Origin of the sequence: Micromonospora trifolii, from assembly GCF_022229005.1 — a bacterium.
GTDB lineage: Bacteria > Actinomycetota > Actinomycetes > Mycobacteriales > Micromonosporaceae > Micromonospora > Micromonospora trifolii.
This window is the reverse complement of record NZ_JAKKFD010000021.1, coordinates 188056-213816: the sequence shown is the minus strand read 5'-3', so window position 1 is coordinate 213816 and position 25761 is coordinate 188056. Positions and strand designations below refer to the sequence as shown.

Annotated in this window: 30 protein-coding genes; 13 read left to right on the top strand and 17 right to left on the bottom strand. The window is 73.5% G+C overall.

The window, feature by feature from the left end; translation table 11 throughout:
- Positions 1-83: 83 nt before the first annotated feature.
- Both NIE79_RS14925 and NIE79_RS14920 read right to left on the bottom strand, forming a co-directional pair.
- Positions 84-920, bottom strand: coding sequence for an undecaprenyl-diphosphate phosphatase (locus NIE79_RS14925; protein ID WP_112587410.1), 837 nt, complete (start codon positions 918-920; stop codon positions 84-86).
- The gene (locus tag NIE79_RS14920; RefSeq protein ID WP_030332780.1) at positions 917-1969 is read right to left on the bottom strand and encodes an LLM class F420-dependent oxidoreductase; all 1053 of its coding nucleotides are present in this window, start codon (positions 1967-1969) and stop codon (positions 917-919) included. Before NIE79_RS14920 ends, NIE79_RS14925 begins: the two co-directional genes overlap by 4 nt.
- A gap of 186 nt (positions 1970-2155) precedes the next feature.
- Between NIE79_RS14920 and NIE79_RS14915 the strand changes: the two genes are divergently transcribed.
- Positions 2156-3127, top strand: a complete 972-nt coding sequence (locus NIE79_RS14915; protein WP_091408467.1) for an aldo/keto reductase — start codon at positions 2156-2158, stop codon at positions 3125-3127.
- A gap of 81 nt (positions 3128-3208) precedes the next feature.
- Here the strand turns inward: NIE79_RS14915 and NIE79_RS14910 are convergent, their stop codons facing one another.
- From NIE79_RS14910 to NIE79_RS14900, 3 genes are read right to left on the bottom strand one after another with little or no spacing between them, the layout of a single operon-like run.
- Entirely contained in the window at positions 3209-4117 is a 909-nt protein-coding gene (locus NIE79_RS14910) for a hypothetical protein (protein ID WP_238679134.1), read from the bottom strand.
- A 10-nt stretch (positions 4118-4127) separates the two neighbouring features.
- Positions 4128-5189 (bottom strand): WXG100 family type VII secretion target, encoded by a 1062-nt coding sequence (locus tag NIE79_RS14905; RefSeq protein WP_238679133.1) that lies wholly within the window; start codon positions 5187-5189, stop codon positions 4128-4130.
- Positions 5186-5518, bottom strand: coding sequence for a hypothetical protein (locus tag NIE79_RS14900; RefSeq protein WP_124822552.1), 333 nt, complete (start codon positions 5516-5518; stop codon positions 5186-5188). Before NIE79_RS14900 ends, NIE79_RS14905 begins: the two co-directional genes overlap by 4 nt.
- Positions 5519-5610: 92 nt before the next feature.
- On the opposite strand from NIE79_RS14900, the gene NIE79_RS14895 reads away from it, so the two are divergent.
- The 3 genes from NIE79_RS14895 to NIE79_RS14885 all read left to right on the top strand — a co-directional run bounded on the left by NIE79_RS14895 (position 5611) and on the right by NIE79_RS14885 (position 7294).
- Positions 5611-6030 (top strand): YbaB/EbfC family nucleoid-associated protein, encoded by a 420-nt coding sequence (locus NIE79_RS14895; RefSeq protein WP_238679132.1) that lies wholly within the window; start codon positions 5611-5613, stop codon positions 6028-6030.
- Complete coding sequence (locus tag NIE79_RS14890) at positions 6027-6881, top strand: SseB family protein (RefSeq protein ID WP_308193179.1); 855 nt, start codon at positions 6027-6029, stop codon at positions 6879-6881. Before NIE79_RS14895 ends, NIE79_RS14890 begins: the two co-directional genes overlap by 4 nt.
- Before the next feature lie 221 nt (positions 6882-7102).
- On the top strand, positions 7103-7294 hold the full coding sequence (locus NIE79_RS14885; RefSeq protein WP_013734349.1) for a DUF5703 family protein: 192 nt from the start codon (positions 7103-7105) through the stop codon (positions 7292-7294).
- 51 nt (positions 7295-7345) lie between these two features.
- Here the strand turns inward: NIE79_RS14885 and NIE79_RS14880 are convergent, their stop codons facing one another.
- Positions 7346-8008 (bottom strand): hypothetical protein, encoded by a 663-nt coding sequence (locus tag NIE79_RS14880; RefSeq protein WP_091408864.1) that lies wholly within the window; start codon positions 8006-8008, stop codon positions 7346-7348.
- A gap of 58 nt (positions 8009-8066) precedes the next feature.
- Positions 8067-9395 (bottom strand): M20/M25/M40 family metallo-hydrolase, encoded by a 1329-nt coding sequence (locus tag NIE79_RS14875; RefSeq protein ID WP_238679130.1) that lies wholly within the window; start codon positions 9393-9395, stop codon positions 8067-8069.
- 148 nt (positions 9396-9543) lie between these two features.
- Here NIE79_RS14875 and NIE79_RS14870 point away from each other — a divergent pair, with 148 nt between their 5' ends.
- From NIE79_RS14870 to NIE79_RS14860, 3 genes are all read left to right on the top strand, one after another.
- Entirely contained in the window at positions 9544-10155 is a 612-nt protein-coding gene (locus NIE79_RS14870; RefSeq protein WP_238679129.1) for a hemerythrin domain-containing protein, read from the top strand.
- Positions 10156-10239: 84 nt separating this feature from the next.
- The gene (locus tag NIE79_RS14865) at positions 10240-11220 is read left to right on the top strand and encodes a LysR family transcriptional regulator (protein ID WP_238679128.1); all 981 of its coding nucleotides are present in this window, start codon (positions 10240-10242) and stop codon (positions 11218-11220) included.
- A gap of 60 nt (positions 11221-11280) precedes the next feature.
- On the top strand, positions 11281-11526 hold the full coding sequence (locus NIE79_RS14860; protein ID WP_238646958.1) for a hypothetical protein: 246 nt from the start codon (positions 11281-11283) through the stop codon (positions 11524-11526).
- A gap of 57 nt (positions 11527-11583) precedes the next feature.
- On the opposite strand, the gene NIE79_RS14855 is transcribed toward NIE79_RS14860, so the two are convergent.
- Genes NIE79_RS14855 through NIE79_RS14845 form a run of 3 tightly spaced genes read right to left on the bottom strand, consistent with a single transcriptional unit; the run spans position 11584 to position 14701 of the window.
- Complete coding sequence (locus tag NIE79_RS14855) at positions 11584-11934, bottom strand: DUF3140 domain-containing protein (RefSeq protein WP_238672160.1); 351 nt, start codon at positions 11932-11934, stop codon at positions 11584-11586.
- A complete protein-coding gene (locus NIE79_RS14850; RefSeq protein WP_238679127.1) occupies positions 11934-12146 on the bottom strand; it encodes a hypothetical protein in 213 nt (70 codons plus the stop codon). Before NIE79_RS14850 ends, NIE79_RS14855 begins: the two co-directional genes overlap by 1 nt.
- Positions 12143-14701: an ATP-dependent Clp protease ATP-binding subunit gene (locus tag NIE79_RS14845; RefSeq protein ID WP_238679126.1), complete on the bottom strand. Its 2559-nt coding sequence runs from the start codon at positions 14699-14701 to the stop codon at positions 12143-12145. The genes NIE79_RS14850 and NIE79_RS14845 overlap by 4 nt, the downstream gene beginning before the upstream one ends.
- A 140-nt stretch (positions 14702-14841) precedes the next feature.
- Here NIE79_RS14845 and NIE79_RS14840 point away from each other — a divergent pair, with 140 nt between their 5' ends.
- The 5 genes from NIE79_RS14840 to NIE79_RS14820 all read left to right on the top strand — a co-directional run bounded on the left by NIE79_RS14840 (position 14842) and on the right by NIE79_RS14820 (position 20096).
- Positions 14842-15234: a PIN domain-containing protein gene (locus NIE79_RS14840; RefSeq protein WP_238679125.1), complete on the top strand. Its 393-nt coding sequence runs from the start codon at positions 14842-14844 to the stop codon at positions 15232-15234.
- A gap of 152 nt (positions 15235-15386) precedes the next feature.
- A complete protein-coding gene (locus NIE79_RS14835; RefSeq protein ID WP_030332749.1) occupies positions 15387-15647 on the top strand; it encodes a hypothetical protein in 261 nt (86 codons plus the stop codon).
- Between the two features lie 6 nt (positions 15648-15653).
- Entirely contained in the window at positions 15654-16769 is a 1116-nt protein-coding gene (locus NIE79_RS14830) for a TrbL/VirB6 family protein (protein WP_238679124.1), read from the top strand.
- Complete coding sequence (locus tag NIE79_RS14825) at positions 16762-19437, top strand: FtsK/SpoIIIE domain-containing protein (RefSeq protein ID WP_238679123.1); 2676 nt, start codon at positions 16762-16764, stop codon at positions 19435-19437. Before NIE79_RS14830 ends, NIE79_RS14825 begins: the two co-directional genes overlap by 8 nt.
- Positions 19434-20096, top strand: a complete 663-nt coding sequence (locus tag NIE79_RS14820; RefSeq protein WP_238679122.1) for a hypothetical protein — start codon at positions 19434-19436, stop codon at positions 20094-20096. The genes NIE79_RS14825 and NIE79_RS14820 overlap by 4 nt, the downstream gene beginning before the upstream one ends.
- A 199-nt stretch (positions 20097-20295) precedes the next feature.
- Here NIE79_RS14820 and NIE79_RS14815 read toward each other — a convergent pair whose 3' ends face one another.
- Both NIE79_RS14815 and NIE79_RS14810 read right to left on the bottom strand, forming a co-directional pair.
- Positions 20296-21573, bottom strand: coding sequence for a cupin domain-containing protein (locus NIE79_RS14815; protein WP_238679121.1), 1278 nt, complete (start codon positions 21571-21573; stop codon positions 20296-20298).
- Between the two features lie 9 nt (positions 21574-21582).
- Complete coding sequence (locus tag NIE79_RS14810; protein ID WP_091408405.1) at positions 21583-21888, bottom strand: hypothetical protein; 306 nt, start codon at positions 21886-21888, stop codon at positions 21583-21585.
- Between the two features lie 157 nt (positions 21889-22045).
- Between NIE79_RS14810 and NIE79_RS14805 the strand changes: the two genes are divergently transcribed.
- The gene (locus NIE79_RS14805) at positions 22046-22819 is read left to right on the top strand and encodes a DUF72 domain-containing protein (RefSeq protein WP_238679120.1); all 774 of its coding nucleotides are present in this window, start codon (positions 22046-22048) and stop codon (positions 22817-22819) included.
- 42 nt (positions 22820-22861) lie between these two features.
- On the opposite strand, the gene NIE79_RS14800 is transcribed toward NIE79_RS14805, so the two are convergent.
- The 5 genes from NIE79_RS14800 to NIE79_RS14780 all read right to left on the bottom strand — a co-directional run bounded on the left by NIE79_RS14800 (position 22862) and on the right by NIE79_RS14780 (position 25727).
- Positions 22862-23290, bottom strand: a complete 429-nt coding sequence (locus tag NIE79_RS14800) for a DUF2267 domain-containing protein (protein WP_238679119.1) — start codon at positions 23288-23290, stop codon at positions 22862-22864.
- Positions 23283-23468, bottom strand: a complete 186-nt coding sequence (locus NIE79_RS14795) for a hypothetical protein (protein ID WP_238679118.1) — start codon at positions 23466-23468, stop codon at positions 23283-23285. Before NIE79_RS14795 ends, NIE79_RS14800 begins: the two co-directional genes overlap by 8 nt.
- Before the next feature lie 112 nt (positions 23469-23580).
- Positions 23581-24453 (bottom strand): DUF72 domain-containing protein, encoded by an 873-nt coding sequence (locus NIE79_RS14790; protein ID WP_238679117.1) that lies wholly within the window; start codon positions 24451-24453, stop codon positions 23581-23583.
- Between the two features lie 48 nt (positions 24454-24501).
- Positions 24502-24900, bottom strand: coding sequence for a TraR/DksA family transcriptional regulator (locus tag NIE79_RS14785; RefSeq protein ID WP_238679116.1), 399 nt, complete (start codon positions 24898-24900; stop codon positions 24502-24504).
- A 164-nt stretch (positions 24901-25064) separates the two neighbouring features.
- Positions 25065-25727, bottom strand: coding sequence for a nucleoside/nucleotide kinase family protein (locus NIE79_RS14780; protein ID WP_238679115.1), 663 nt, complete (start codon positions 25725-25727; stop codon positions 25065-25067).
- Positions 25728-25761: the final 34 nt, after the last annotated feature.

Below are 25761 nucleotides of genomic sequence, written 5' to 3'. Positions count from 1 at the left end.
GTCGGCCGTGTCGCAGAAGAAGAAGGGTCGCCACGGGACCACCCTATGACCTGGCCCCCGAGCCGGGCCGTCGACAGATCGGCTCAGGTGGCGTCGATGGTGCCGGTCAGCAGCAGGGCCAGGACCAGGGTGCCCAGCGCGACCCGGTACAGCACGAAGACGTACAGGGTGTGGTGGGCGACGTAACGCAGCAGCCAGGCGATGGCCGCGTACCCGATGCCGAACGCGATGAGGGTGGCCACGATCGTCTGAGCCACTGTGGGCACCGACGTGCCCGGGGCGGACGGTTCGAAGACGTCCCCGAGACTGAACACGCCGGACATCACCACCGCCGGGATGGCCAGCAGGAACGAGTACCGTGCCGCCGCCTCCCGGGTCAGGTTGAGCAGCAGGCCGGCGGTGAGCGTGCCGCCGGAGCGGGACACCCCGGGGACCAGCGCCATGGCCTGGGCGAAGCCCATCACGATGCCGTCCTTCATCCGGAAGTTCTCCAGGGTGCGGGTCTGCCGCCCCCAGTACTCGGCGAAGGCCAACACGAAGGCGAACACGATCAGCGTGGTCGCCACCACCCACAGGTTGCGCCCGGCGGTCTTGATCTGGTCCTTGAACACGAAACCGAACAGCCCGATCGGGATCGAGCCGACGATCACGTACCAGCCCATGCGGTAGTCGAGGCTGGAGCGGACCGACTTGTCCCGGATGCCCACCAGCCAGGTCCGGGTGATCCGCCAGATGTCCTTGGCGAAGTAGATCAGCACGGCCGCTTCGGTGCCGAGCTGGGTGACCGCTGTGAACGACGCGCCGGCGTCCCGGTCGAAGAAGATCGCCGAGGTGATCCGCAGATGCCCCGACGAGCTGACCGGAAGGAACTCGGTCAGTCCCTGGACGATGCCCAGGACGATGGCCTCGACCCAGGTCACTCGCCGACTCCCGAGAGGTCGAGAGCCTCGGCGACGGTACGCAGGGTCTGCACACCGCTGTCCCGGTCGGCAACGAAGAGGGTCACCGACAGCGTGGTGACGCCGGCCGCCGCATACTCCCGCATCCGCTCGGCGATGCGCTCCTTCGGGCCGAGCAGCGAGGTGCGGTCGATGAACTCCATGGGTACGGCGGCGGCGGCGTCGCGCTGCCGCTTGGCCAGGTACAGGTCCTGCACCTCGCGGGCGGCGTCGCCGTAGCCCATCCGGGTGGCGAGCTGGTTGTAGAAGTTCTGCTGCCGGCTGCCCATGCCGCCCACGTAGAGCGCGGCGTACCAGCGGACGAGTTCGGCGCAGGAGGCCACGTCGTCGCCGATCACCACGGGCACCGACGGCACCACGTCGAACCCGGCCAGCTCCTTGCCGACCTTGGCCCGCCCGGCGCGCACCGAGGCCAGCTGCTCCTCGGCGAACTCCGGGGCGTAGAACACTGCCAGCCAGCCGTCGGCGATCTCGCCGGCCAGCTCCAGGTTCTTCGGGCCGACAGCGGCGAGGTAGATCGGTATGTGCTCGCGGGGTGGGTGGAAGCCCAGACGCAGGGCCTTGCCCGGGCCGTCCGGCAGCGGCAGCGTGTAGTGCTCGCCGTCGTACGCCACCTCCTTGCGGGCGATGGCCAGCTTGACGATGTCGACGAACTCGCGGGTCCGGGCGAGCGGCTTGGCGAAACGCACGCCGTGCCAGCCCTCGGACACCTGCGGGCCGGAGACACCCAGGCCGAGCCGGAACCGGCCGCCGGAGAGCGCGTCGATCGTGGCGGCGGTCATGGCGGTGGCCGCCGGCGTACGGGCGGGGATCTGCATCACCGCGGCGCCGACGTCGATCCGTTCGGTCTGCCCGGCCATCCAGGCGAGCATGCTGGGCGAGTCGGAGCCGTATGCCTCCGCCGCCCACACCACCGAATAGCCCAGCCGGTCCGCCTCCTGGGCCAGCGCCAGGTGGTCGGCCGGTGTGCTCCACGCCGTCTGGTATCCGAGACTGAGCCCGAGTCGCACTGGTCCTCCCCCATCCGTGGCACAGGTCGCCCCAGGTTACGCAATGCCGATAACGGACTCGATCACCGGCTCGACACCTTTGGTCCCCCCTCCATCGGGGCAGCCCGGGGCGGCGGAACCGGCAGAACCGGCAGAGATACGGGAGCGAGGATATCGGTGGCGGCAGGTTCGAAATAAGGTTCACCCATGCAACAGCGACCGCTCGGCCGAAGCGGGCTGGCGGTTTCGCGGCTCGCGCTCGGCACCATGACCTGGGGCCGGGACACCGACGCCGACGATGCGGCCGCTCAGCTGAAGAGTTACCTCGACGCGGGCGGCAACCTGATCGACACCGCCGACGTGTACGGCGACGGCGACGCCGAGTCGGTGATCGGCTCGCTGCTGGGTTCCCTCGTGCCCCGCGAGGATCTGCTGATCGCCACCAAGGCCGGTTTGCGCCCCGGCAGTGGCCGCCGTCGGGACGGCTCCCGGGGGCATCTGCTGCGCACGTTGGACGCGTCGCTGCGCCGGCTCGGCACCGACCACGTCGACCTGTTCCAGGTGCACGGGTACGACCCGGACACCCCGCTGGAGGAGACCCTGGCCGCCCTGGACCACGCGGTGGCCAGCGGCAAGGTCCGCTACGTCGGCGTGTCGAACTTCTCCGGCTGGCAGACCGCGCGGGCCGCCGCCTGGCAGACCGCCTGGCCGGGGCGGGCGCCAGTGGTCGCGTCCCAGGTGGAGTACTCGCTGCTGGAGCGCGGGGTGGAGCGGGAGGTGCTGCCCGCGTGCGACGCGCTCGGCCTCGGCGTGCTGCCCTGGTCGCCGCTGGGCCGGGGCGTGCTCACCGGCAAGTACCGGCACGGCCGCCCGGCCGACTCCCGGGCCGCGTCGCCGCACTTCGAACGGTTCGTCTCGACGTACCTGGAGCCGCGCTGCTCCAGCATCGTGGAGGCGGTGGCGACAGCGGCCGGTGGGCTGGGGGTGTCGCCGCTGGAGGTGGCGTTGGCCTGGATCCGGGACCGGCCGGGCGTGACCGCGCCGATCCTCGGTGCCCGCACGGTCGGGCAGCTGCTCGGCGCGCTCGCTGTGGAACGGATCACCCTGCCCGAGGAGATCACCACAGCGCTGGACGACGTGTCCGCGGTGCCGGTCGGCTACCCCGAACGCGACGGCTGACCGGCGCACCGGGCACGGCTGGCCGGCACGCCGGCCTGCTGCTGACCCGCTGGCCGGGTCACCGTTGAGCGGCGCCCCGGGTCACGGCGTCGGGCGCTGTCCGGGCAGGTCCTGGATGGCGGTCAGGAAGCGCGACTGGTCGTCGCGCAGCGCGGGCTGGGTGAGCCGGACCCACGAGCCGTCGTCGAAGACGATGGTGGAGGTGAGCTGCACCAGGCCGCTCGCCCCACGCTCGGAGTCGACCCGGGCCACCCGGTCGCGGCGCACACTCCACAGCACCCGCGGCTGACGGCGGTCGGGCCGGTCGGCGTCCGGGCGGGGGCCCATCCGCAGCAGGTGCAGGTGGGTGTCGGTCACCGCCAGCGGGGTGCCGCTGTAGCGCTCCAGGAAGAGCAGCAGGCTGCCGGCGAGGGTGGCGAGGTCGCCGCTGAAGACGTACCGGCGGCGGTAGGCGATCTCGGCGAGCTGGTCGGCCAGCGGACGGTACAGGCTCAGCCGGAACAGCGCGCGGAACGCCTCCTGCTCCTCGGTCAGTGGGATCGGCTCCCGCTGCGCGGGTTGGTGGGGCAGGCTCGGCTCCGGCGCGGCCAACTCCGGCACCCCGGCGGCGATGGCGCCCGCCTTGCCCGGCAGCAGCAGCACACCCGCGGCCAGCCGCACCGGCGCCAGCACCGCGTCGACCCAGACCACCGGGTTGACGATGTTGAGCAGCCCGAACAGCACCTTCGGGTCGAGCGCGTCGGCCAACTCGGCGCCGACCTCGTCGGCGAGCTGCCGACCGGCCTGGTGGGTCTGCGACAGGCGCACCGGCCCGAGCCCCACGTAGCGGAGGTCCTGCCCGGCCAGCAGCGGCGCCACCAGGGCGCGCTCCGGCTCGTCGCTGGTGCGGAACTCGTCCCGCAGCTCGCGGGCCTTGTCCCGGGCGGCCCGCGCGCCGCCGAGCACCGCGTCGGTGAACCGGCCCAGCCGACCCCGCTCCCCTGACATCACCCGTCGCCTCCTAGCGGCCCGCCGGCTGACCTGCCGGCGGCTGCCCGAAGACATTCTGGTCGATCCAGTCCGCGCCGCCCTGCACCGCCTGGTCGATCTGGTCACCGACCTGTTCGCTGCCCGGCACGGAGAGCCCGCTGGTCAACGCCACAGTCCCCCAGGTGACACCGTGGACGACGGAGTTCGGCACGTTCCACGGCAGGTGGGTCGCCCAGTCCCGGGCGATCACCCGGGCCCCGTCGGCGACCCCGTGCGCCCGCAGCGCGGCGGCCCGGTCGAGGGCGCCCATGTCGAACGGGGAACCGGACTTGCCCAGCTTGTAGGTGCCCTTGGACGGGTCGAGGAACTTGTGGTGCCACTTGTCGAGCTTGCCGGCGGCGCGGCGCTTGTCGGCGTACTTCTTGCCGGTGCGCAGCGCCTTCTGCATGTCGACCAGCTTGTCCAGGTGGGTGCGCAGCTTGCGCAGGTACAGCATGACCCGTTGCAGCAGCCGGATGACCTTCTGCAGGTGCACGGCGAGCGGCCGGATGACCTTCAACATCCGGGTGACCACGATCAGGCCCCTGGTGACGGCCACGCCCACGCCGGCAGCCCAGGACGCGCCCATGGTCACCGGCGCCATCAGCAACGCCGTCACCAGCGTCACCAGGAGGAAGTTCACGAACTCCACGCAGAGGTCCACCAGCACGTCGTGGACGGTCTGCAGGCCGTCGGCGACGCTGCGCAGGTACTCCGCGGTCGCGGCGAACTGCTCGGCGACGTCGAGGAGCTGCTGCTCCACCTCTGCCAACCGCTGGCCGTACGCCACACCGGACGGTGAGCGCCAGCCGGCCTGCGAGGACTCCCGGGTGCCGCGGTGCCCCTGGGCCAGGTCGCGCACCTGCGCGGCCAGCGCGTCCCACTCGGCGGCCTTCGCGCGCAGCACGGCGGGCTCGCCGTCGACCAGGTCGACGAGTTGGATCAGTGGCCACGCCAGGGTCCGGCAGACACTGTCGACGGCGTCCTGCACCCCGGAGAGCGCGCTGTCCAGGCCGTTCCACAGTTGGACGGCGCTGCCGGCCGGGCCGCTCATCCGGGCAACCCCGACTGGATGGCCTTGAACCCGGCGTCGAGGTCCCGTTCGTTGTGCTCGTACGCCTCGGCCGTGTCGGCCAGCGCCGTGGCGACCCGGCCGAACGCGGCGTTCGCCGCGGCGAACAACTCCTTGCCGCCGGTGACCTGCTCGGCGTACTTGTCGCGGAGCATGTCGCTGGCGAACGGCAGGTGGCCGAAGGCGTCCGACGGCACGTCGCCGGCCGAGACGATCTGCCCCTCCAGCGCGGCCAGCGAGCTGGCGACCTGCTTGGCGGCCGTCTCCAGTCGACGGACCGCCTGCACGTCGACATCGATATCCGGTGGCATGCCGTTCCTCCCCCATGAGTCGAGCGCACCGACGATACGATCTCCCGGCCACCGGGCACCACCCGGTCGCACGATCCACGGGGAGGAATCTCATGACGGACCCGACGTCCGCGTTCGACGCGCTCGCCGGGCGGATCGCCGACATCGAACGCCGGTTCGCGGGCCTCCGCGACGACCTGGCCGAGCTGTCCGGCACCGCGGCCGACGAGAGCGGGCTGGTCTCGGCGACAGTCGACGCCACCGGCGCGCTGATCGGGCTCACCCTCGCGCCCGCCGCCCTGCGGATCGGCACGGAGGGGGTGGCCGAGCTGGTGCTCGACGCGTACCGGCGGGCTCGCGAGGTCGCCTCCGGGCACGTCGACGAGCACACCGAGGGGTTGGACGTCGCGCTCGGCGCGGGGCTCGGCGACCTGTTCGGCACGCCGGGGGACTTCTCGGCGCTGGGCCGGCTGGAGGAGACCGTGGCCAAGCTCGGGCGGCTGGACGACCGCCTGCCGGGCGCGCCGGCGTGACGTCGCCGTCGCCGACCTGGCCGGAGATCGCCGCTCGGCTGCGGGACACCGTCGCCCGCTGCGACCGGGACACCGACCTGGAGCTCTCCGCCGGTCCGCGCGAGATCCGGCTGCTGGTGCGCCGCCAGGTGGTGCGGGTGATCTGCCCCGGCCACGACGAGGCACGCCTGGCCGCGCTCGGCTGGCACCGCCCGACCGCCGACGAGGGCTGGTGGTACGAGGCGGCGCGCACTCCGGAGCAGGTGGAGCGGCTCAGTGTGTTCGTGACCCGTACCGCCGCCGAGGTGTTGACCGACGAGCCCGGCACGCTCTCCTGCCGGGCGCTGCCGCCGGCCGCGCGCCCCGGCCCGGCGGCGGTGCCGGCCGCGCGCCCTGGACCGGCGGTGCCGGCTGCTCGGCCTGGGCCGGCGGTGCCGGCTGCGCATCCTGGGCCGGCGGTGCCGGCTGCGCGACCTGGATCGGCGCCAGCCGTGGACGCGGAGCCGGCGGTGGTGGCGGTGCTCGCGGCGGCCGTCGACCGGCGTGACCTGCCCGGCTACCTCGGAGTGCTGGCCGGCGCCACCGTGTGCGTCCCCCTCTCCGGGGAACCGACGCCGGATGCCGACTTTCCGTGGACGGTGGTCGGCGACGCGACCGGCGCGCCGCTGCTGCCGGTCTTCACCTCGCCGGGCGCGCTCACCGCGTTCACCGGGGACGGGGTGCCGTTCGTCGCGCTGCCCTGCGCCGAACTGTTCGAGGACTGGCCGGACAAGTCCTGGGGGCTGGCTGTCGACCCGGGCAGCGCCCGAGCGGTCGCCCTGGCCGCGCCAGCCCTAGCCGCCCTGCTGACAGCAAACGTCCCCACAGCCTGACGCCCTACCCAGCCGGGCCGCGACGACGCCCCGCCCTTTCTCCCGCGATCTTGCACTTGCTGTCGCGACATAAGGGGCATGCCACTCATTTCGGCGACAGAAACCGCAAGATCGGCGCGACGGGGCGCGACGGGGGCACGGGGGACGCGGCGGGACGGTGGCGTCGTTGGTCACTCCGGAGGGGGTGGCGAACGGCCGCTGGGCTGGGCAGCATGGAGGACATGGACTACGAGTACGCGCCACTGCGGCTGCCGCCGAACGTCGACCGGTTGACCGCCGCGGCGCAGTTGGCGATCCAGGCGGAGTTCTCCGGATGGGAGTTGGCCCGGGTGCGGCTGTACCGGGACGGCACGCGGCAGGTGGTGCTGCGTCGTCGGCGGGTCAACCAGCCGCAGCCGGGTCTGTCGTACTGACGACCGGGCGGTGCCGCCCGAGGCCGGAGTCGGCCCCGGGCGGCACCCGGCCTAGTGCTGGTGCCCGGCGTGGTCGTGGTCGTCGTCGAGCTCCAGGAACGGGTGCTCGTCGAGCCGACCGACCAGCCGGTCGTCGGCAGCCGGCTGGAACGGGCCGACCGCGTCGTCGTCGTCGAACGACTCCAGGTCGACAGGGGTGCCCACCTCGCTGACCATGACCACCCCGTCGAGCGGTTCCAGCTCGGGGACGTCCAGCGCGCCGAGCGAGCCGTCACCGCTCTGCAGCAGCTCCAGCACCGCCTCGCCGACGCCCTCCACCGGCGCGGGCTCGTCGTCCTCCGGGGTGCCCTCGCGGCGGGCCGCCTCGGCCACCCGCAGCAGCGCGGCGACGCTCGGCACCCGGTAGTCACGACGCTGACGCACCGAGATCACCCGGGGGTGCGGGTCGCTGGCCTCGGCTCCCTCGCCGCCGCCGAAACGCTCGTCGGCCTCGTCCGGGTCGATCGAGTCGACATCCCACGGCGTCACCTCGCCGAAGGCGTCGAGCAGTCGCTCGTCGTACGCGAAGGAGGCGTTGTTCAACGCCACGTACGCCTGCCAGACGTCGTCGTCGTCGACGCGGCCCTGTGCGGCGCGTACGGCGGCCAGGTGGTGGCGGGCCGCTTCGATCACCCGCTCGAGAGCGGCGTCCAGCTCACCATGCTGGTCGGTCATGTGGGGCAGTCCCTTCACGATGGGGAGGTTGCGCGCCGGCGGGCACCGCCGGACACGACTAGGAGGTGCGGAGGAACCGGTCGAGAACCCGCACGCCGAACTGTAGTCCGTCGACCGGAACGCGCTCGTCGATGCCGTGGAACAACGCCGAGAAGTTCAGGTCGGCGGGCAGCCGCAGCGGGGCGAACCCGAAGCAGCGGATGCCGAGCTGCGAGAACGCCTTGGCGTCGGTGCCACCGGAGAGCATGTACGGGACGGGCCGCGCCCCCGGGTCCTCAGCGCGCAGGGCCGCCGACATGGCCTCGACCAGGTCACCGTCGAAGGTGGTCTCCAGCGCCGGCTGCCGCTGGACGTACTCGATCGCGATGTCCGGGCCGACCAGCTCGCGCAGCTGTCGCTCCAGCAGCTCGGACTGGCCGGGCAGGCTGCGGCAGTCGATGGTGGCGGTGGCCCGGCCGGGGATGACGTTGTCCTTGTAGCCGGCGCTCAACCGGGTCGGGTTGGCGGTGTTGCGGATGGTCGCGCCGATGATGTTGGCGATGGGGCCGAGCTTCGCGATGGCCGTCTCCGGGTCGTCCGGGTCCAACTCGATGCCGAGCAGGTCGGAGACCTCGGTCAGGAAGGCCCGCACGGTGTCGGTGACGACCACCGGGAAGCGGTGCCGGCCGATCCGGGCGACCGCCTCGGCGAGCGCGGTGACGGCGTTGTCGTCGTGCATCATCGAGCCGTGCCCGGGGCGGCCCTTGGCGTGCAGCCGCAGCCAGTCGATGCCCTTCTCGGCGGTCTCGATGAGGTAGAGCCGCTGGTTGTCGTTGACCGAGTAGGAGAAGCCACCGACCTCACCGATCGCCTCGGTGCAGCCGTCGAAGAGGCCCCGGTGGTTGTCGACCAGGAAACGCGCGCCGTAGTCGCTGCCCGCCTCCTCGTCGGCGGTGTACGCCAGCACGATGTCGCGCGGGGGGCGCACGCCGGTGCGCTGCCAGTGCCGCACCACGGCGAGCACCATCGCGTCGAAGTCCTTCATGTCGATCGCGCCCCGGCCCCAGAGGTAGCCGTCGCGCAGCTCGCCGGAGAACGGGTCCACCGACCACTCGTCGGCGTCGGCGGGCACCACGTCCAGGTGGCCGTGCACCAGCAGCGCGCCCCGGCTCGGGTCGGTGCCCGGGATGCGGGCCACCACGTTCGCCCGGCCCGGAGCGGACTCGTGCAGGACGGACTCCACGCCCACCTCGGCGAGCTTCTCCGCCACGTACTCGGCCGCGCGGCGCTCGCCGACGCTGGTGTCGTTGTCACCCGTGTTGGTGGTGTCGATGCGCAGCAGGTCGCGGCAGAGGTCCACGACCTCTGCGGTGGGGTCGGGTCGGGCGGAGGCGGCATCGCTCGTCATCGCCTCTTCATACCAGCCCGGGCTGCTCGACAGGCCGGCGCGGGGGGACGCATCGACGGCTCGGTTTCGCCGTGGCCGCGTTCGGGTACCGCCGCCCACGACCGTACGTCCCTGCCGGAGCTTCCGCCCGCCAGTCGAGGAGGGCACCATGTCCGCTGTTCCCCTGCCGCCGCTGCCGCCCGCGCCCGCACCCGAGGAGGGCTACCGACCCGCTGGTCGCAGCATCGCCGACATCGTCGACCGGGAGCACAAGCAGCTGCTGGCGCTACTGGACCAGCTTTCCGGCCCGGGCACCACGCCGCAGGAGGGGCTGGCGGTGCTGACCGCCGCGCTGTCGCGGCACCTGTCCGCCGAGGAGCAGTACCTGCTGCCGGCGGTCCGCGCGGCGCTGCCGGCGGCCACCGAGCGGGTGGACGCGGAGATCAACGCCGATGCGGCCCTGCTGAGCGCCCTGAAGGGGCTGACGGACGAGGCGCTGACCGGTGTCGCCGAGCGGGTCCGCCGGCACGTCGACGGGGTGGGTGCGCTGGTCACCGAGCTGCGCGCTGTCGCGACCGAGGAGGAGCTGATCCGGCTCGGCAACCGGTTGGAGATCGCCGAGGAGGCCGCTCCGACCCGACCGCACCCGGGCACGCCGGCCACCCCTCCGTGGAACCGGATCGTGGAGCCGGCGGTCGGCGTGGTGGACAAGGTCCTCGACGCGGTGACCCGCCGGCCGACGTACCTGGCGGACCTGCCGGAGCCACCGCGCGACCGGTGACCCGGCGACCACCGGCAATGCATTCATTATCACCGATCCGCTTGGGCTATTCCGCCAGCAGACGCGTAGTCCTACCGTCACCCTATGAACCTGGAGCTGCGTCACCTGCGGGTGGTCTGCGCGATCGCGGAGACGGGAAGTGTGACGAAGGCGGCCTCGGCGCTCGGCCTGGCCCAACCGGCGCTCACCGCCCAGCTCCAACGCATCGAACGGACGCTGGGCGGCCCGCTGTTCGACCGGGACCGGCGCGGGGCTCGGCCCACCGCGCTCGGTGAGCTGGTGCTGGCCCGCGCCCGGGTGCTGCTGCCGGCGATGAAGGGCCTGCAGGACGAGGCCGCTCGACTGGCCGGGGCGGGCGACACGTTGCCGTCCTACCGCTTCGGCGGGGTGAACAGCCCGATCCTGGGTCGGCTGGTGCACCGGTTGGCGGCCGAGCAGCCGCCCGCCCAGATCACCACGTACGCGTCCTGGTCGGTCGACGAGTTGGCGCAGTTGGTGGCCGGCGGTCGACTGGACTTCGCGCTGGCCGGTGTGTGCGGCGACGCCAGCCCGTCGGCCGGGTTCGGGTTGAGCTGGCAGGAGGTGGCCGTCGACCCGGTGCTGGTGCTGCTGCCGGAGACTCATCCCCTCGCGGCGCAGGACGAGGTGCGCCTGGCCGACCTGCGCCACGAGCAGTGGGTCGCCGCGCCGGGCGACGGCTGCTTCGCCGACTGCTTCGCCGCCGCCTGCGCCCGCGCCGGCTTCACCCCCCGCAAGGTGTACGAGACCGACATCCGCGGCTGCGTCGACCTGGTGGAGGCCGGCGTGGCGGTGGCCCTGTGCCAGGCGACGTTCCGCCCGGTGAGCGGTCTGGTCACCCGTCAACTCGCCGGGACGCCGCTGCGCTGGCGGCTGCTGCTCGGCTGGCATCCGGACTCCCCCGCCGCCCAGGGCGCGGAGCTGGTGCTGGAGACGGCCAAGGCGGCGTACGTCGACTCGTTGGCGCCGCATCCGGCGTACCTGGCCTGGCTGCCCCGCAACCCGGGTTTCGGCGTCCGGCAGCCCACCGGGGTCCGGCCGGGCTGAGCTGCCGGTATTCCCGGCCGCTGGCGGTGCGAACCGCCGTGGGCCGGGTATCTGGCGGACATGACCGACCTCTACCCGCCCGCCGACGACCGCGAACTGCTGCGCCAGGCGGCTGCCGCGCACACCGCCGCCACCCGCGAGGTGGAGGCGTTCCTGCGCCGCCTGCCGACGGTGCCCGATCCGGCCGACGTGACCGAGTACGCGAACCTGCTCACCCGGGAGGACCAGACCCGCGGCGACCGGGACGCCGCCGCCGACGCGGCGGGCCTGACCATCGCAAGCCTGGAGCCCGACCAGGGCCAGTAGTGCGCCGCGACGGTGCCGTCCCGGGTTCGGGACGGCACCGTCGCGGGTGAACCTCGCTCAGAGTTCGACGAGCGGGTCGTGACCCAGGTCCAGCAGGGAGTGCCGCCAGCTGTCGTCGGCGTTGCCGCGCGACGGCTTGGCGTCCATCAGCTCGCGGATCCGCTCGACCGCCTCCCGCATCACCTCGATGTCCTCCGGGGTGAGGTCCACCTTGCGCTTGTTGAGCACCTTGAGGATCTCCCGGCCGGGCTGGGGCAGGTCCAGGTTCGGGTTCGGGCTGAACGACTCCTCCCCCGAACCCCGGGTCAGCAGCCAGGTCCGCAGCTGCTCGGACGGGACGTTGACCTCGGCGTGGAAGTCCTCCCAGAGCACTTCCACCTCGGGGTCGAGCCGCGCTTCGCGTACCATCAGGTCTCCTCTCCGGGCGGCGGCCCGGACGTCTCCGGGTCGTCCTGGTCGGTCTTCGGATGCAGGCCCTCCGCGGGCACCCGCGTGCGGCGGGGGTTGGCGGTGGGCGGCGCCAGGATCGGGTCGGGATGGTCGTCCTCGTCCCGGGGTTTCCCGGACTCCGCGGGCTGGTGCGGGTCCTCGTGGTCGTCCCTTCGCGCCGACCCGCTCATCGCGGGTGTGTTGTCGTGGCGGCGGTGTACCCCCGCTCGCCCGCTGTCACGTCGAAGGTGAGAGCGCCGTCGCGGACGTCCACAGTGACCTTCTGCCCCGGCGAGATCGCCGACTCCAGCAGCATCCGGGACAGGTGGTTGTCCACCTCCCGCTGGATCACCCGCCGCAGCGGGCGGGCGCCGAACTCCGGCTGGTAGCCGTGCTCGGCGAGCCAGTCGATGCCGGCGGTGGTGAACTCGACCTGGAGGTCCTGGGCGTGCATCCGGCGGCGGGTCTCCTCCAGCAGCAGCGCGGTGATGTCGCGCAGCTGCTCGGCCTCCAGCCGGCGGAAGATGATCACCTCGTCGATGCGGTTGAGGAACTCCGGGCGGAAGTTCTCCTGGAGGCGGCGCATGAGCCTTTCCCGCAGCTCGTTGCTCTCCTGCTCGCTGCCCACGTCCCCGGTGCCGAAGCCGACCGAGCGCTGGGCGCCGGTGATCAGCTCGGAGCCGAGGTTGCTCGTCATGATCAGGACGGTGTTCTTGAAGTTCACAGTGCGACCCTGGCTGTCGGTGAGCCGCCCGTCGTCGAGCACCTGGAGCAGGATGTTGAACACGTCCGGGTGGGCCTTCTCGATCTCGTCGAGCAGCACCACCGCGTACGGGCGGCGACGCACCGCCTCGGTGAGCTGACCGGCCTCCTCGTAACCGACGTATCCGGGCGGAGCGCCGACCAACCGGCTGACGGTGTGCCGCTCCTGGAACTCGCTCATGTCCACCCGGACCATCCGGTCCGCCTCGCCGAACAACGCCTCGGCCAGGGCCCGCGCCAACTCGGTCTTGCCGACGCCGGTCGGGCCGAGGAAGAGGAAGCTGCCCATCGGTCGCTCCGGGTCGGCCAGCCCGGCACGGGAACGGCGCACGGCCTCGGCGACAGCGGTGACCGCGTCGTCCTGACCGACCACCTTCTGGTGCAGGTGACCCTCCAGGCGCAGCAGTCGGTCGCGCTCCTCCTCGGTGAGCTGGCTGACCGGGATGCCGGTGGCCCGGGAGACCACCTCGGCGATCTCCTTGGGGCCCACCTCGGGCACCTGGGATCCGGACGAGCCGTCCTCGCCGTTCGCGCGTCGGATGTCCTCCTCCAACTCGGAGATCCGGTCCCGCAGCGCGGAGGCCCGCTCGTACTGCTCGTCGGTGACGGCCTGTTCCTTGTCCCGGCGTACCTCGTCGAGTTCCTGCTCCAGCTCCCGCACGTCGGACGCGGGGGTGCGGGTCCGCAACCGCACCCGGGCGCCGGCCTGGTCGATGAGGTCGATCGCCTTGTCCGGCAGGAACCGGTCGGTGACGTACCGGTCGGACAGCTCGGCGGCCGAGACCAGCGCCTCGTCGGTGAAGCGCACCTGGTGGTGGGCCTCGTACCGGTCGCGCAGCCCGCGCAGGATGGCGATGGTGTCGTCGACGCTGGGCTCGGGCACCAGCACCGGCTGGAAGCGCCGGGCCAGGGCGGCGTCCTTCTCGATGCTCTTGCGGTACTCGTCCAGCGTCGTCGCGCCGATCACCCGCAGCTCGCCCCGGGCGAGGGCGGGTTTGAGCATGTTGGACGCGTCCATTCCGCCCTCGCTGCCGGCGCCACCGGCGCCGACCAGCGTGTGGATCTCGTCCATGAAGATGATCAGCTCGTCCCGGTGCGCCCGGATTTCGTCGATCACCTTCTTTAGCCGTTCCTCGAAGTCGCCCCGGTAACGGGTGCCGGCGACCAGGCCGGCCAGGTCGAGTTGGACGACCCGTTTGCCGAGCAGGGTCTGCGGCACGTCGCCGTCGCAGATCCGTTCGGCCAGCCCCTCGACGATGGCGGTCTTGCCGACGCCCGCCTCACCGATCAGCACCGGGTTGTTCTTGGTACGCCGGGACAGGATCTCGATGGCCTGCTCGATTTCGTCGGCGCGTCCGACCACCGGGTCGATCTGGTCCATCCGCGCCAGTTCGGTGAGGTCCTGCCCGTACTGGTCCAGGGTGGGCGTGCCGCGATCGGGCTTGGGCCCGGTCATCGGCCCGCGCTCGGCGTTGGCGGCCTGCAACGACTCGGGTTGGATCCGGCCGGCGGCGAGCATCCGACCGGCCGGCGACTCCGGGTTGAGCGGCAACGCCATCAGGATGTGCTCGGGGCCGATGTAGTTGGCGCCCATCGCCCGGGACAACTGGTGGGCGTCGAGCAGCGCCCGCTTGGCCGCCGGGGTCAACGACAGGTTGGGCGGCACCTCGCCGCGCGGCGCGCCGTCGCCCTTCCCGCCGAGGGCGTTGAGCAGGGTGTCCGGGTCGGCGCCGGCCCGGCGTACCAGGTCACGAAGCGGTTCGCGTTGCAGCGCCGCCCAGAGCAGGTGGTCGGTGTCCAGGTCGCTGCTGTGGCGTTGCGCGGCCCGCCGGGCCGCGTCGGCCAGCATCTCCCGGGCGTCGGCCGTCATCAGGCGGGTGATGTCGACCCGGTGCGGCGGTCGGCGTCCTCCCTCGCCCCGACCGAAGTATCTGGCCAGGAATTCGTCCCACGGGTCGGAGCCGGTGTCACCGGGTCCCATCATGTCTGTCCTCCGCAGTAGGGCGCGGCACGGTCGGCAGGGGCTACCCGGCGCGCGGCCCGACAAACGCCGCAGGTGGCGGAGGACCGGCATTCCGGGAGTGGCGTCGGGTCAGGGCCGGCCGATGGTGGCAGGCTGACGGAATGGATGAGACCCCGCTGCTGATCGTGGATGGCGCCAACGTGGTGGGCTCGCGCCCGAACGGCTGGTGGCGTGACCGTGCCGGGGCCGCGGCCCGGTTGCGCGACTCGCTCGCCCCGGTGGCGAGCGTCGGGTTGCCGGCCCGGCTGACCGCCCCGGTGGAGGTGGTCCTGGTGGTCGAGGGGGCCGCGCGGGACGTGCCGGGCACCGAGGGCGTCCGGGTGGTCTCCGCCGCCGGCTCCGGCGACGACACCGTGGTCGAGCTGGTGGAGGGCGCGCCGCGGCGTCGGCGGCTGGTGGTCACCGCCGACCGGGAGTTGCGCGGGCGGGTGACGGCGCTGGGCGCCGAGGTGTACGGCCCGCGGTGGCTCCGGGAGAACCCGACCAGCAACTGAGAAATTCTCGCACTGGGACTCCCACAGATCGGACTCCCGGCACTTGCGAGGGCCTTCCGGACAGGCGGGCAGGAACACCGACAGGGCGGATGTTCTTTAGGAACCGCCGATAGGCTCTAATGGAGATCTCCCCGCCCCCAGGAGGTTCCGCCGTGGCGAGCGTCGCCGAGCTGAAGGCTGCCATCGATGTCGCCCTCCAACAGATCGGGGACGGGCAGACAGCCGTGCAGGCGGCCGGCGAAAAACTGTCCGAGGCGCAGCAGACACTGGCCGGGGCGCTGGAGGGCAGCGGGCACGAGACGGTGGAGGCGGCCCAGGCGTCGCTGACCCAGGCCAGCCAGGAGCTGGAGGAGTGTCTCGCCGCGACACTTGTCGCGGTGGAGCAGGCGCAGCTCTACGTCTCCACCCTGTAGGCCGCCATGTCCATCATCGAGGACGTCGGCGGGCAGGTCCGTGCCGCCACCGAAGAGTTCCCGGTGGCCCTGCTCGGGCAGGCGCTGGAGAAGTTCGGCCTGGCCGCGGAGCGCCTGCGCTGGGTCCGACAGGAGTCGGCCAACCCGATGGGGGTGCCCGAGCTGTCCGCCGCCACCGAGCACGCCGAGAGCGCCGGCTACGCGCTGCGGGTGGCACAGGAACAGCTGTCGTCCTACCTGACGGCGATCGGGCTCGGCGCGGACGGCGCCCCGGTGCCCCGCCCTGAACAACGCGCTCCCCGACACGACACACCACCGGCGTCCGGGGACACCGCGGTCACGCCGGAGCCGGCCGAGCAGGTGCGGATGCGCCGCTGGTGGTCGGTGCGGGTGGCCGAGCTGACCGGCGGGCGCGAGGGCGCCGACGACGAGCCCGACGAGCGGGTGGACGACTCCCAGGAGTTGCTGCGCCGGGTGGTGGGTGGTGTCCGCTCCGGCGACCGGGACCGGCTCCGCAAGGAGCTGCGCCGGGCCCCGGCCGACGTGGGGCTGGGCATGGCCGCGCTGGCGCCGCCGCTGCTGCGTGAGCTGGCCGGTGAGCTGCTCGGGCACCCGCCGCGCGCCACCGACCTCGGGCGGCTGCGCGGCGAGTTGGACGGGCGGGTCCGCGACCTGCTGCCCGGGCTGCCGCCGCCGGTGCTGGAGACGCTGCTGACCCGGATGTGCCGGATGCCGCCGCCGCGCGCCTCCGGGGAGCCACCGCACGCCGCCGACTCCGCGGTGACCGCCGGGGTGGCGACCGGGCTGCTACTCGCCCGCCTCGGCCGGGACCTGCCGGCCGGCGGTGCGAGAGAACCGGCGGGCGCCAGAGAACCGGCGGGCGCGGGGCAATCGGCGCGGGCCGGGCAACCGGCGGGTGCGCAGCAACCGGGCGGGACCGGGCGACCGGGCGCGGTTCCCCGCGCCGGCGGTGCGGCCCAGCGGCCGGGCAGCGCCGCAGCGCAGCGCTCCGGTGGCCTGCCGCCGCGCGCGGATGGGCCGCTGCCGCGCCCCGGTGGGCTGCCCCCGCGCTCGGGCAGCCCCTGGCGGGACGCGCCGACGCGTCGGGGCTCCGATGGCTGACCGGCGCGGTCAGCTGGCCAGCCGGGTCCGGGACACCCTCGCCGAGGCGTTGGGCGCCACCCGTACCCGGCTGTCCGCCGCCCAGGCCGACCTGACCGCCGGGCGGGAACGACTGGCCCGCGTGCAGCGGGCGGCCGCCGCCGTACCGGCGCGGGTGGGCGCCCAACGAGACCGCCGTATCGCCGAGATCGACGGCCGCTACTCCACCCGGATCGCCGAGCTGGCCCGGCTGGCTGCCGACGCGGCCCGCCAGGAGGCGCCCGGCTGCGCGGGAGCCGACTGGGCCGGATGGACGCCGACGCCCGCGCGCCGGGCCGAGCCGCCCGGTGCGCTGCGGGTCGGCACGGTCCGGATCGACGGCGTCGACCCGGTGCCCGCGCTGGTGCCGCTGCTCGACGCCGGGCACGTCCACCTCTCCGGAGACGACCGCGCCGGCTGCGACGCTGTGGTGTCCGCGTTGCTGCTGCGGGCCGCCGGCCGCGCCGACCCCGGGGCGGTACGACTGATCGGGTACGACCCGGATCAGCTCGGCGGCGGGCTGGCCGGGTTCGCCCCGTTGGGCACGGCGGGGCTGCTCACCTTCGTCGGCCCGGGCGGGCTGGGCCCGCTGCTCGACGACCTGGTGGAGCAGATCCGCCGGATCAACGAGACGGTCCTCGCCGGCGAGTACGCGTCGCTGCGCGAACTGGCGGCGGCGACCGGCCGGCGACCCGAGCCGTGGCGGGTGGCGGTGCTGCTCGGTGGTGAGGAGCTCAACCGGCACGAGCGCGGGCAACTGGACCGGGTGGTGCGGGCGGGCGCGGCCTGCGGCGTACACCTGGTGGTGCTCGGTGTGCCGTTGCCGGAGGATCCGACGGTGACCCGGGTGGTGGCCGGGGTCTCCGGCGCGCGGATCGGCGGCTCGGCCGGGCTGCCGGTCCGGCTGGACCCACCGCCACCGGCGTCGCTGGTCACCGAGACCTGCCGGGACGTCGCCGCCCGGGTGAACGCGGGCCCCCCGCCGACTCCCTTCACCGACCTGCTGCCCCCGCCCGAGCTGATGTGGCGCGAGGACTCCGCCGACGGGCTGACCGCGCCGATCGGTGAGGGCCCACAGGGCCGGCCGGTGCGGTTGACGCTGGGCGACTATCCACCGCACGCGCTGATCGGCGGGCCGTCCGGCACCGGCAAGACCAACCTGATCTTCGCGTGGATCGGCGCCCTTGCCGCCCGCTACTCCCCCGCCGAGCTGGAGTTCTACCTGCTGGACTTCAAGGAGGGGGTCTCCTTCGCGCGGTTCGCGCAGGGCCGGCGCGACCCGAGTTGGCTGCCGCACATGCGGCTGGTCGGCATCAACGTCAACACCGACCGGGAGTTCGGGTTGGCGCTGCTGCGCTTCCTCACCGAGGAGCTGCGCCGACGCGCCGACGCAGCCAAGAAACACGAGGTGACCAAGCTGGCCGAACTGCGGGCGGTCGACCCGACCGGGCACTGGCCACGCATCGTCGCCGTGGTGGACGAGTTCCAGATGTTGCTGGCCGGCCGGGACGTGGTCGCCCGGGAGGCGGCCGACCTGCTGGAGGATCTGGCCCGCCGCGGCCGGTCCCAGGGCATCCACCTGGTCCTGGCCTCGCAGGACGTGCGGGGCATCGAGGCGCTGTGGGGCCGCCCCGCGCTGGTCGCCCAGTTCACCCTGCGCATCGCGTTGCCCAAGGCGCTGCGCATCCTCGCCGAGCGCAACGACGCGGCGCAGTCGCTGCCGCGCTGGCACGCTGTCGTCAACGCCGAGTCGGGCATGGTGGAGGGCAACGAGGTCGCCCGCATCCCGTCGGCCAGCGACTGGGAGACGTGGAGCGGGTTGCAGCACCGGCTGTGGCGGATGCGCGCCCCCGACGCGGCGCCCGCCCGGCTCTTCGACGGCGACGCGATCCCCCGGCTGGCGGACGCCCCGGACTTCCGGGCGCTCGCCGTACCCCCGGACGGGACCGCGCCGCGCAACCCGGTGGCGCTGCTCGGGGAGATCATCGACGTGCAGTCCCGCTCGGCGTCGCTGCGGCTGCCGCGCGCCCCGGGCCGCAACCTCGCGGTGCTCGGCACCCGCGTGGACGAGGCGTGCGCGGTGCTGGACGCGGCGGCCCGGTCGCTGGCCCGCCAGCACCCGCCGGGCACCGCACGGTTCTCCATCGCCTGCCTCGACCCGGACGCCGACCCGATCGCCCGCGCCCTCTACGACGACCTGGCCGACGACGCCGCCTGGTACGACGAGGAGACCGTCGGCGAGTTGATGGCCGAGACGGCCGACGGGCTCAGCGGCCCGGGGAGCCCGCACTACCTGCTGCTGTTCGCTGTCGACGCGGCAGCGGGTGCGCTGGCCGCCCGCGCGGGTCGGCGTACCGGCCTGGAGCAGCTGCGCCGGATCATGCACGACGGGCCGGAACGACGCACGCACGTGCTGGCCTGGTGGCGGGGTGTGGCCCGGATGCGCGCCGATCTCGGTGGGCCGGCCGCCCGTACCGACCAGATCGGCGCCTGGGTGGCCCTGGACGCGCACGGCGGCGAGCTGGGCTCGTCGCTGTACCCGGGCACCGGCGGCCCGGACTGGTATCCCCGCCCCTGGCGGGGGCTCTTCTTCGACCGGGCGGTCCACCGCACCGGACAGGTGATCATCCCGTATGGACCCACACGATGAACGAACCGGTGACCAGCGAGACGTACGCGGCGCAGTTGCGGCGGCTGGCCGACCTCACCGCGCGGATGCGCGAGCAGCGCGCCGAGGCGCACACCTGGCACGAGCGGCAGTGCGCTGCCGCCGAGCGGGCCGTCGCCGACGCGGCCGAGCAGCTCCAGAGCGCCGAGGAGGAGCTGGTCGCCGCCCGTGAGCAGCAGGAACGGGTCGACGCCGAGGTGGCCCACCTGTGGCAGCAGGTCCGCTCGCGCCTCGGCGCCCGCCGCCTCGGTGGCCCGCCCGCCCCGGCGAACGGCGTCGGGGCCACCGACCCGGTGCTGCTGCTCGCCAAGGCCCGTGACCTGCTCGACCGGGCCGGGCAGCCGGGCGAGTTGCCGGGCTCGGTCAACCCGCTGCTGGCGCTCTGCGGGGTGGCCGGCGGTGTGCTGGCGTACGCGCTGGGTGCCGGTGCCCGGGCGCTCGGCGTCGGGTACGGCGGCGACCTGGCGGTCGGCCTGCCGGTGCTGGCGCTGGTGGTGACGCTGCTCGGGCCCCTGGTCGGCCTGGTGCCGGCCCGGGTGCTGGCCGACCGCCGACACGCGGTGCTCGGCCCCCGACCGATCACCGTGGTCCTCGGCGCCGGTCTGCTGACCACCGTGCTGCTGCTGATCCTCGGCCGCTGACCCCGCGCGGCGCGGCCCCCAGCCGTGCGCCGGGCCGTGCGCCGGGCCGTGCGCCGGGCTGCGCGCCGGGCCATGCGCCGGGCCATGCGCCGGGCCGTGCGCCGGGCCGTGATCGACTCGGCTTCCTGGAAACCGCGCGTTCCCGGCCTCGCGGACACCGCGGCTTCCTGAAAACCGAGTCGATCAGCGCCGACCGGGCTCAGGCCGGGACGAGCACGGCCTCGCGGAGCAGCCGGCGGGCCAGGGTGACCCGGTCGGCGTCGTCGGGCAGCCCCGGCAGGTCGCCGACCCGGGTGACAGTGCCGTCGAGCATTGCACGGGCGGCCGGCTCGCAGCTCCCCGGCAGGGTGATGGTGCGGTCGAAGAGCCGCAGCGCCACAGTGTCCGCGTCGTGCGGCACCAACTGCCAGCGCAGGCCGGGCCGCACTGTGACCCGGGAGTCGGCGTCCAGGGTGGCCAGCGCGTCGGCCTGGGCGAGCGGTCGGATCGGCGCCGGGCGAGCGGCCGGCCAGGCCCGCTGCCGCAGTCGCGCGGCGACGGCGCCCGGGTCGGCGCGCAGCAGCCAGTCCCGCAACGCCTCCACGGTCTCGGTCAGCTCCGGTTCGATGGCGTCCGGGTCGGCGACGTCGGTGCCGAACGGCAGGCTGGCCCGCAACCGCTGATCCTCGGCGGCCAGCGCCAACAGCTCCTCGACCAGGGCGTAGCGGGTGAGCGCGCGGATGCCCACTGTCAGGTGCAGCGAGCTGGCGTCCTGTGCCTGCGCGCTGTGCAGCCACCCCCGGGGCAGGTAGAGGGCGTCGCCGGGGGCGAGCACCACGTCCAACGCGGCCGGACCCTGCGCGGTGGCACCGACCTCGTCGGCGCGCCCACCCCACGGCTGCTTCTCCAGCGGGTCGGGCAGCACCGGTGGGTGGATCCGCCAGTGCTTGCGGCCGTCGACCTGGAGCACGAACACGTCGTGGGTGTCGTAGTGGGTGGCGAAGCCCTGGCTGCCGGCCGGGGTCAGGTAGGCGTTGATCTGCAACGGCTGGTTGAGCGCGAGGCCCAGGTCGCGGGCGAAGTCGACGAGCGGCGGCCAGATCCGGTGCAGACCCTGCAACACCAGGGTGGCCCCCGCCGCGTACTGCTCCAGGACCCGCTCGTCGAGCACCTGGTCGCCGATCTCGGCGCCCGCGCCGCCGCCGCCGGTCCAGCGCGACGCCGCGACCAACTGGCCGTCCCTGGCGACGCGCAGGAACGGGGTACGCAGACCGCGCCGGCTCAGCAGCTCGTCGGCGTCGGCGGGGCTGAGCAGGTCGGTGAAGCCGGCCGGGTCGGGCAGTTCGGCGGCGCGGGACAGCAGCGGGGTGTGCCCCCAGTGCGCGGCGGCGAACTTGGCCGGTTCGACCGAGACGCAGCGGGCCAGCGCCGCGGTGGCCTCGGCGGACGGAACCGCCGGGCGGCCGTCGTGGCCGCCCGGCGGGTCGAGGTAGGTCATGGCGTGCCGCTACCGGGCGCTGCCGTCAGCGCCACCGTCCTGCTGGCCCGGGGTGGCGCCACCGTCGGCGGGGCCTTCCGCGCCGCCATCGGCGCCACCGTCGTGCTGACCCGGGGTGGCACCGCCGTCGGCGGGGCCTTCCGCGCTGCCGTCAGCGCCACCGTCGTGCTGACCCGGGGTGGCACCGCCGTCGGCGGGGCCTTCCGCGCCGCCATCGGCGCCACCGTCGTGCTGACCGGGGGTCGCGCCGCCGTCGGCCGGACCCTCCGCGCCGCCGCCGCCGGTGGTCTGCATGTCGTCATCGTTGAGTGCCATCGGTACTCCCTCGGGTGTGCCGCCCCGCCGTACGCCGGGGTCCGTCATGCTGCGGGTGGTACCCCACGCGCGATCTTCTCTAACCCTCACCGTAGACGCCGAACCGGGGCGACACGAGCAGTTCGCGAGCGGCGGCGGAGAGTGCCAGGATGGGGTGGTGATCCTGGTGGGCACGTCCGGCTGGCAGTACCGGGACTGGCGCGGCCGCTTCTATCCGCAGCGGCTGCCGCAGCGGCTCTGGCTGGAGCACTTCGCGGCCGGATTCGCCACGGTGGAGGTCAACAACGCCTTCTACCGGCTGCCCGGACGGGACACCTTCGCCGCCTGGCGGGCGCGCACCCCGGCGGACTTCTGCGTGGCGGTGAAGATGAGCCGCTACCTCACCCACATCAAGCGGCTGCGTGACCCGGAGGAGCCGGTGGCCCGGTTCCTCGGCCGCGCCACGGCGCTCGGTGACCGGCTCGGCCCGGTGCTGCTGCAACTGCCACCGAACCTGCGGGCGGACGTCGAGGCGCTGGACGCGACGCTGCGGCTGTTCCCGGCGCAGGTGCGGGTCGCGGTCGAACCCCGGCACCCCTCCTGGTGGACCGACGCCACCCGGGCGGTGCTGGAACGGCGTCGGGCCGCGCTGGTCTGGGCGGACCGACTCGGGCGCCCGGTCGCTCCCCGCTGGCGCACCACCGACTTCGGCTACCTGCGGCTGCACGAGGGGCGGGCGCGGCCCTGGCCCCGCTACGGTCGGGCCGCGCTGCGGTCCTGGGTGGGTCGGCTGACCGACGCCTTCGGCGCGGACGAGCCGACGTACGTCTACTTCAACAACGATCCGGGCGGCGCCGCGATCGTGGACGCTCTGGCGTTCGCCGCGCTGGCCCGGCAGGCCGGACACCCGGTGTCGCGGGTGCCCACCACCGCCGAGGCCGCCGACGACTGAGCCCGCCCGACAACTGTCGGACGGGCTCGCGGCGTCAGGCCGTCACGGCATCATCGTCGCGAGGTCCTTCGGCATGGTGTCCTTCACGTCCTGCCACTCACCCTGGGTGACGTGGCGGCGCAGCGTGTCCAGCACCACCTGCGTCACCCGCTCCGGACCACCCTCCGCGTCGTACGGGAAGCCCTGCCGGACCTCGTAGAGGAAGTCGTCACGGTTGAGCTTGATCGGCACGTCGGACGGCACCCAGCCGTCGAAGTAGATGCCCCGCACCAGCACCGGCAACTGCTGGGCGAACTCCACGCTCTCGTCCACCGGCAGCCGGTCGCGCAGCAGGTGCAGCACAGTGCGCAGGGCCGCGTAGGACTGGTTGCGCCGATCCTTCGGCCAGCCGTAGGCGTTCTCGATGTCCTTGAGAATGAGGTTCGTCTTGTCCAGCGAGGACTCGAACGCTGAGATCATCGAGTCAGCCATCGGTCGACCCCCGTTCCGTGACGTCCCACCGTCGGTCGTCGGCGCGGCGCGGCGGCCCCACCGGGCCACCTCTGGCGCGCACCGGGCTGCCCTGCGGAGCCCGCCGGGCGTTGTCGGCAGTGCCGACCACGTGCAGTACGGCACCACGCCGTCGATCCGTCACCACTCGAACCGTCATCCCCGTCACCTCCGTGTCGTCTCCGGCGTCGGCCGTCCACGGGGCGGCCGAACCCACCGCGTCCACCCTTCCCGGAGGGCGGGTGAGGCGGCCCCACCCGGATCGGGTGAGGTCAGCCGGCGTCGAGGAGACCCGCGAGGGTCTTCGCGTTGGTCTGCGCGTAGTCGCGGTAGCAGTTGTTCATGAGCACGTGGGTCTGCCCCGCTTCGTCGGCCAGCTCGCGCAGCTTCGGCGCCCAGTCGGCCAACTCCCGCTTGGAGTAGTGGTAGCCGAACTTCTCGTGGATGTCCTTGCTGGTCCACTTGTCGCTGTGTCCGTGGAAGCGCACGACCGCGAGGTCCGCCGTGGCGGCCAGCACCGGGGGCAGCGACGAGCGGTGGCCCTGCGGCATGTCCACGCAGACGTAGGGCAGTTTGTGCTCGCGCAGGAAGGCCAGGGTCTCGTCGGCGTTGTCGCCGTCGAACCAGGAGGCGTGCCGGAACTCGTACACCGGGCGCAGCGGCGCGCAGCGCTTCGCCACCTCCAGCAGGTACTGCTTGTTGGCCCGCTTGATGGTGAACCAGGGTGGGAACTGGAACAGCAGCGCGCCCAGCTTGCCGGCCTCGACCAGCGGGTCCAGCGCGGACAGGAACCGCGTCCACACCTCCTCGTACGACTGCGCGGGCAGGTCGTCGGGGTAGACGTTCTTCTTGTCGGTCTCCGGGCGCAGGTCCTTGTAGAGCGCGCTGACCCGGGTGGGGTGCCCGGTCAGCAGGCTGAACGCCTTGATGTTGAAGGTGAAGCCGGCCGGGGTGCGCTCGGCCCACAGCCGCGCGGTCGCCTCGGCGGGCGGCGAGTAGTAGGTGGCGTCCACCTCGACCAGCGGGAACTGCCGGGCGTAGTAGGCCAGCCGCTTCTCCGGGGTGTCGGCGGTCTGCGGGTACCACCCCGAGTCCAGCAGAGTGCGGTCGGTCCAGGACGCGGTGCCCACGAGGATCTCACCCATTGTGGAAGTCCATCGCGTCGCGGACCGACCGGCAACTGCTGGAGTGGCTCAGGCCGCCCGCCGCTCGCGCGTCTGCTTGCACGTCACACAGGTGGTGGCCGCCGGGAAGATCTCCAACCGCTCCACCGGGATCGCCGCCGAGCAGCCCTCGCACCAACCGTAGGTGCCCTCTTCGAGCCGGCCGAGGGCGTGCTCGTACTGGGCGCGGCGGTCCAGGATGGTGCGCAACAGGGACTGGGCGGTGTCCCGCTCGGCCGTCTTGGTGCCGCTGTCGGCCTGGTCGTCGCCGGCGGTGTCGCCGACCTCCACCAGCCGCAGAACCTGGCTCTGGAGCACCGCCTGGTCGTACTCCGAGGTCAGCTCGTCGTAGCGCGCCTGGAGCGACTGTCGGATCTGATCGATCTCCGTCTGGGACCGGGTCGTACCGACCGTGTCGTGGACGAGCATCGCTGCCTGCCTTTCCTGGGCCTGTGGCTCAAGGTGAACCGGGTGCCGGCGGCGTGGGGCCCCGGTCACTGTCGCGTTCGGTGCGCGGGCGGTCACCCGCGCTCTGTGAGCCGGGCGAGTACCCGCCGGATCCACCGTGCAAACCGACAAATTCTCGGTTGTTGTCAGTCGTTGCCGCCGGGCTCGACGAGCGCCGGTCGGCGGGGGTCGTCGGCGCGTACCACGACGTCGGCGAAGCTCGCCGGAACGACCTCCTCGGCGTACCTGTCGAAGGCCGGCAGCGCCCACTGCTGGGCCGGCTCGGTGCGCCGGCGCAGCGCTGCCGGGGACAGCTCCAGGTGGACTGTCACGTCGAAGGGCAGGCCGCCGCCGAGCAGCAGCGAGCCGCTGACCAGGACGACGCCGCCGGGTGCCAGGTCGACGTAGCGGGCGCGGCTGGCCCGGTCGGCGTCGGCGTCCCACAGCGACGGGAGCAGCCGGCCGCTGCCGCCGGGACCGGCCGGGTCGAGCACCTCCCGGTGCAGCCCGGCCTCGTCGACCCAGGCCTCGTAGAAGGAGTCCGGGTTGGTGCGCCCCAACTCGAAGCGCAGCGACGCGGGGCGGAGGAAGTCGGTGGCGCGGACGTGCAGCACCGGGTGGCCCTGGGCGCGCAGCGGGTCGACCAGCGCCGCGGCCAGGTCGTCGGCGCCGGCGGCGGGGGCGCCGTCCACTGCCACCCGCAGCCGCGCGGGCCCGGCGGCGGCGCTGGCGGCACGGGTCGCCGCGTCGGCCAGCCGGGCGGTCAGCTCGGTGACGAGCAGGTCGGGCGAGATGGGGCGGATGCGCACCGGACCATCCTGCCCCGCGCCGGGTACGTCGGTG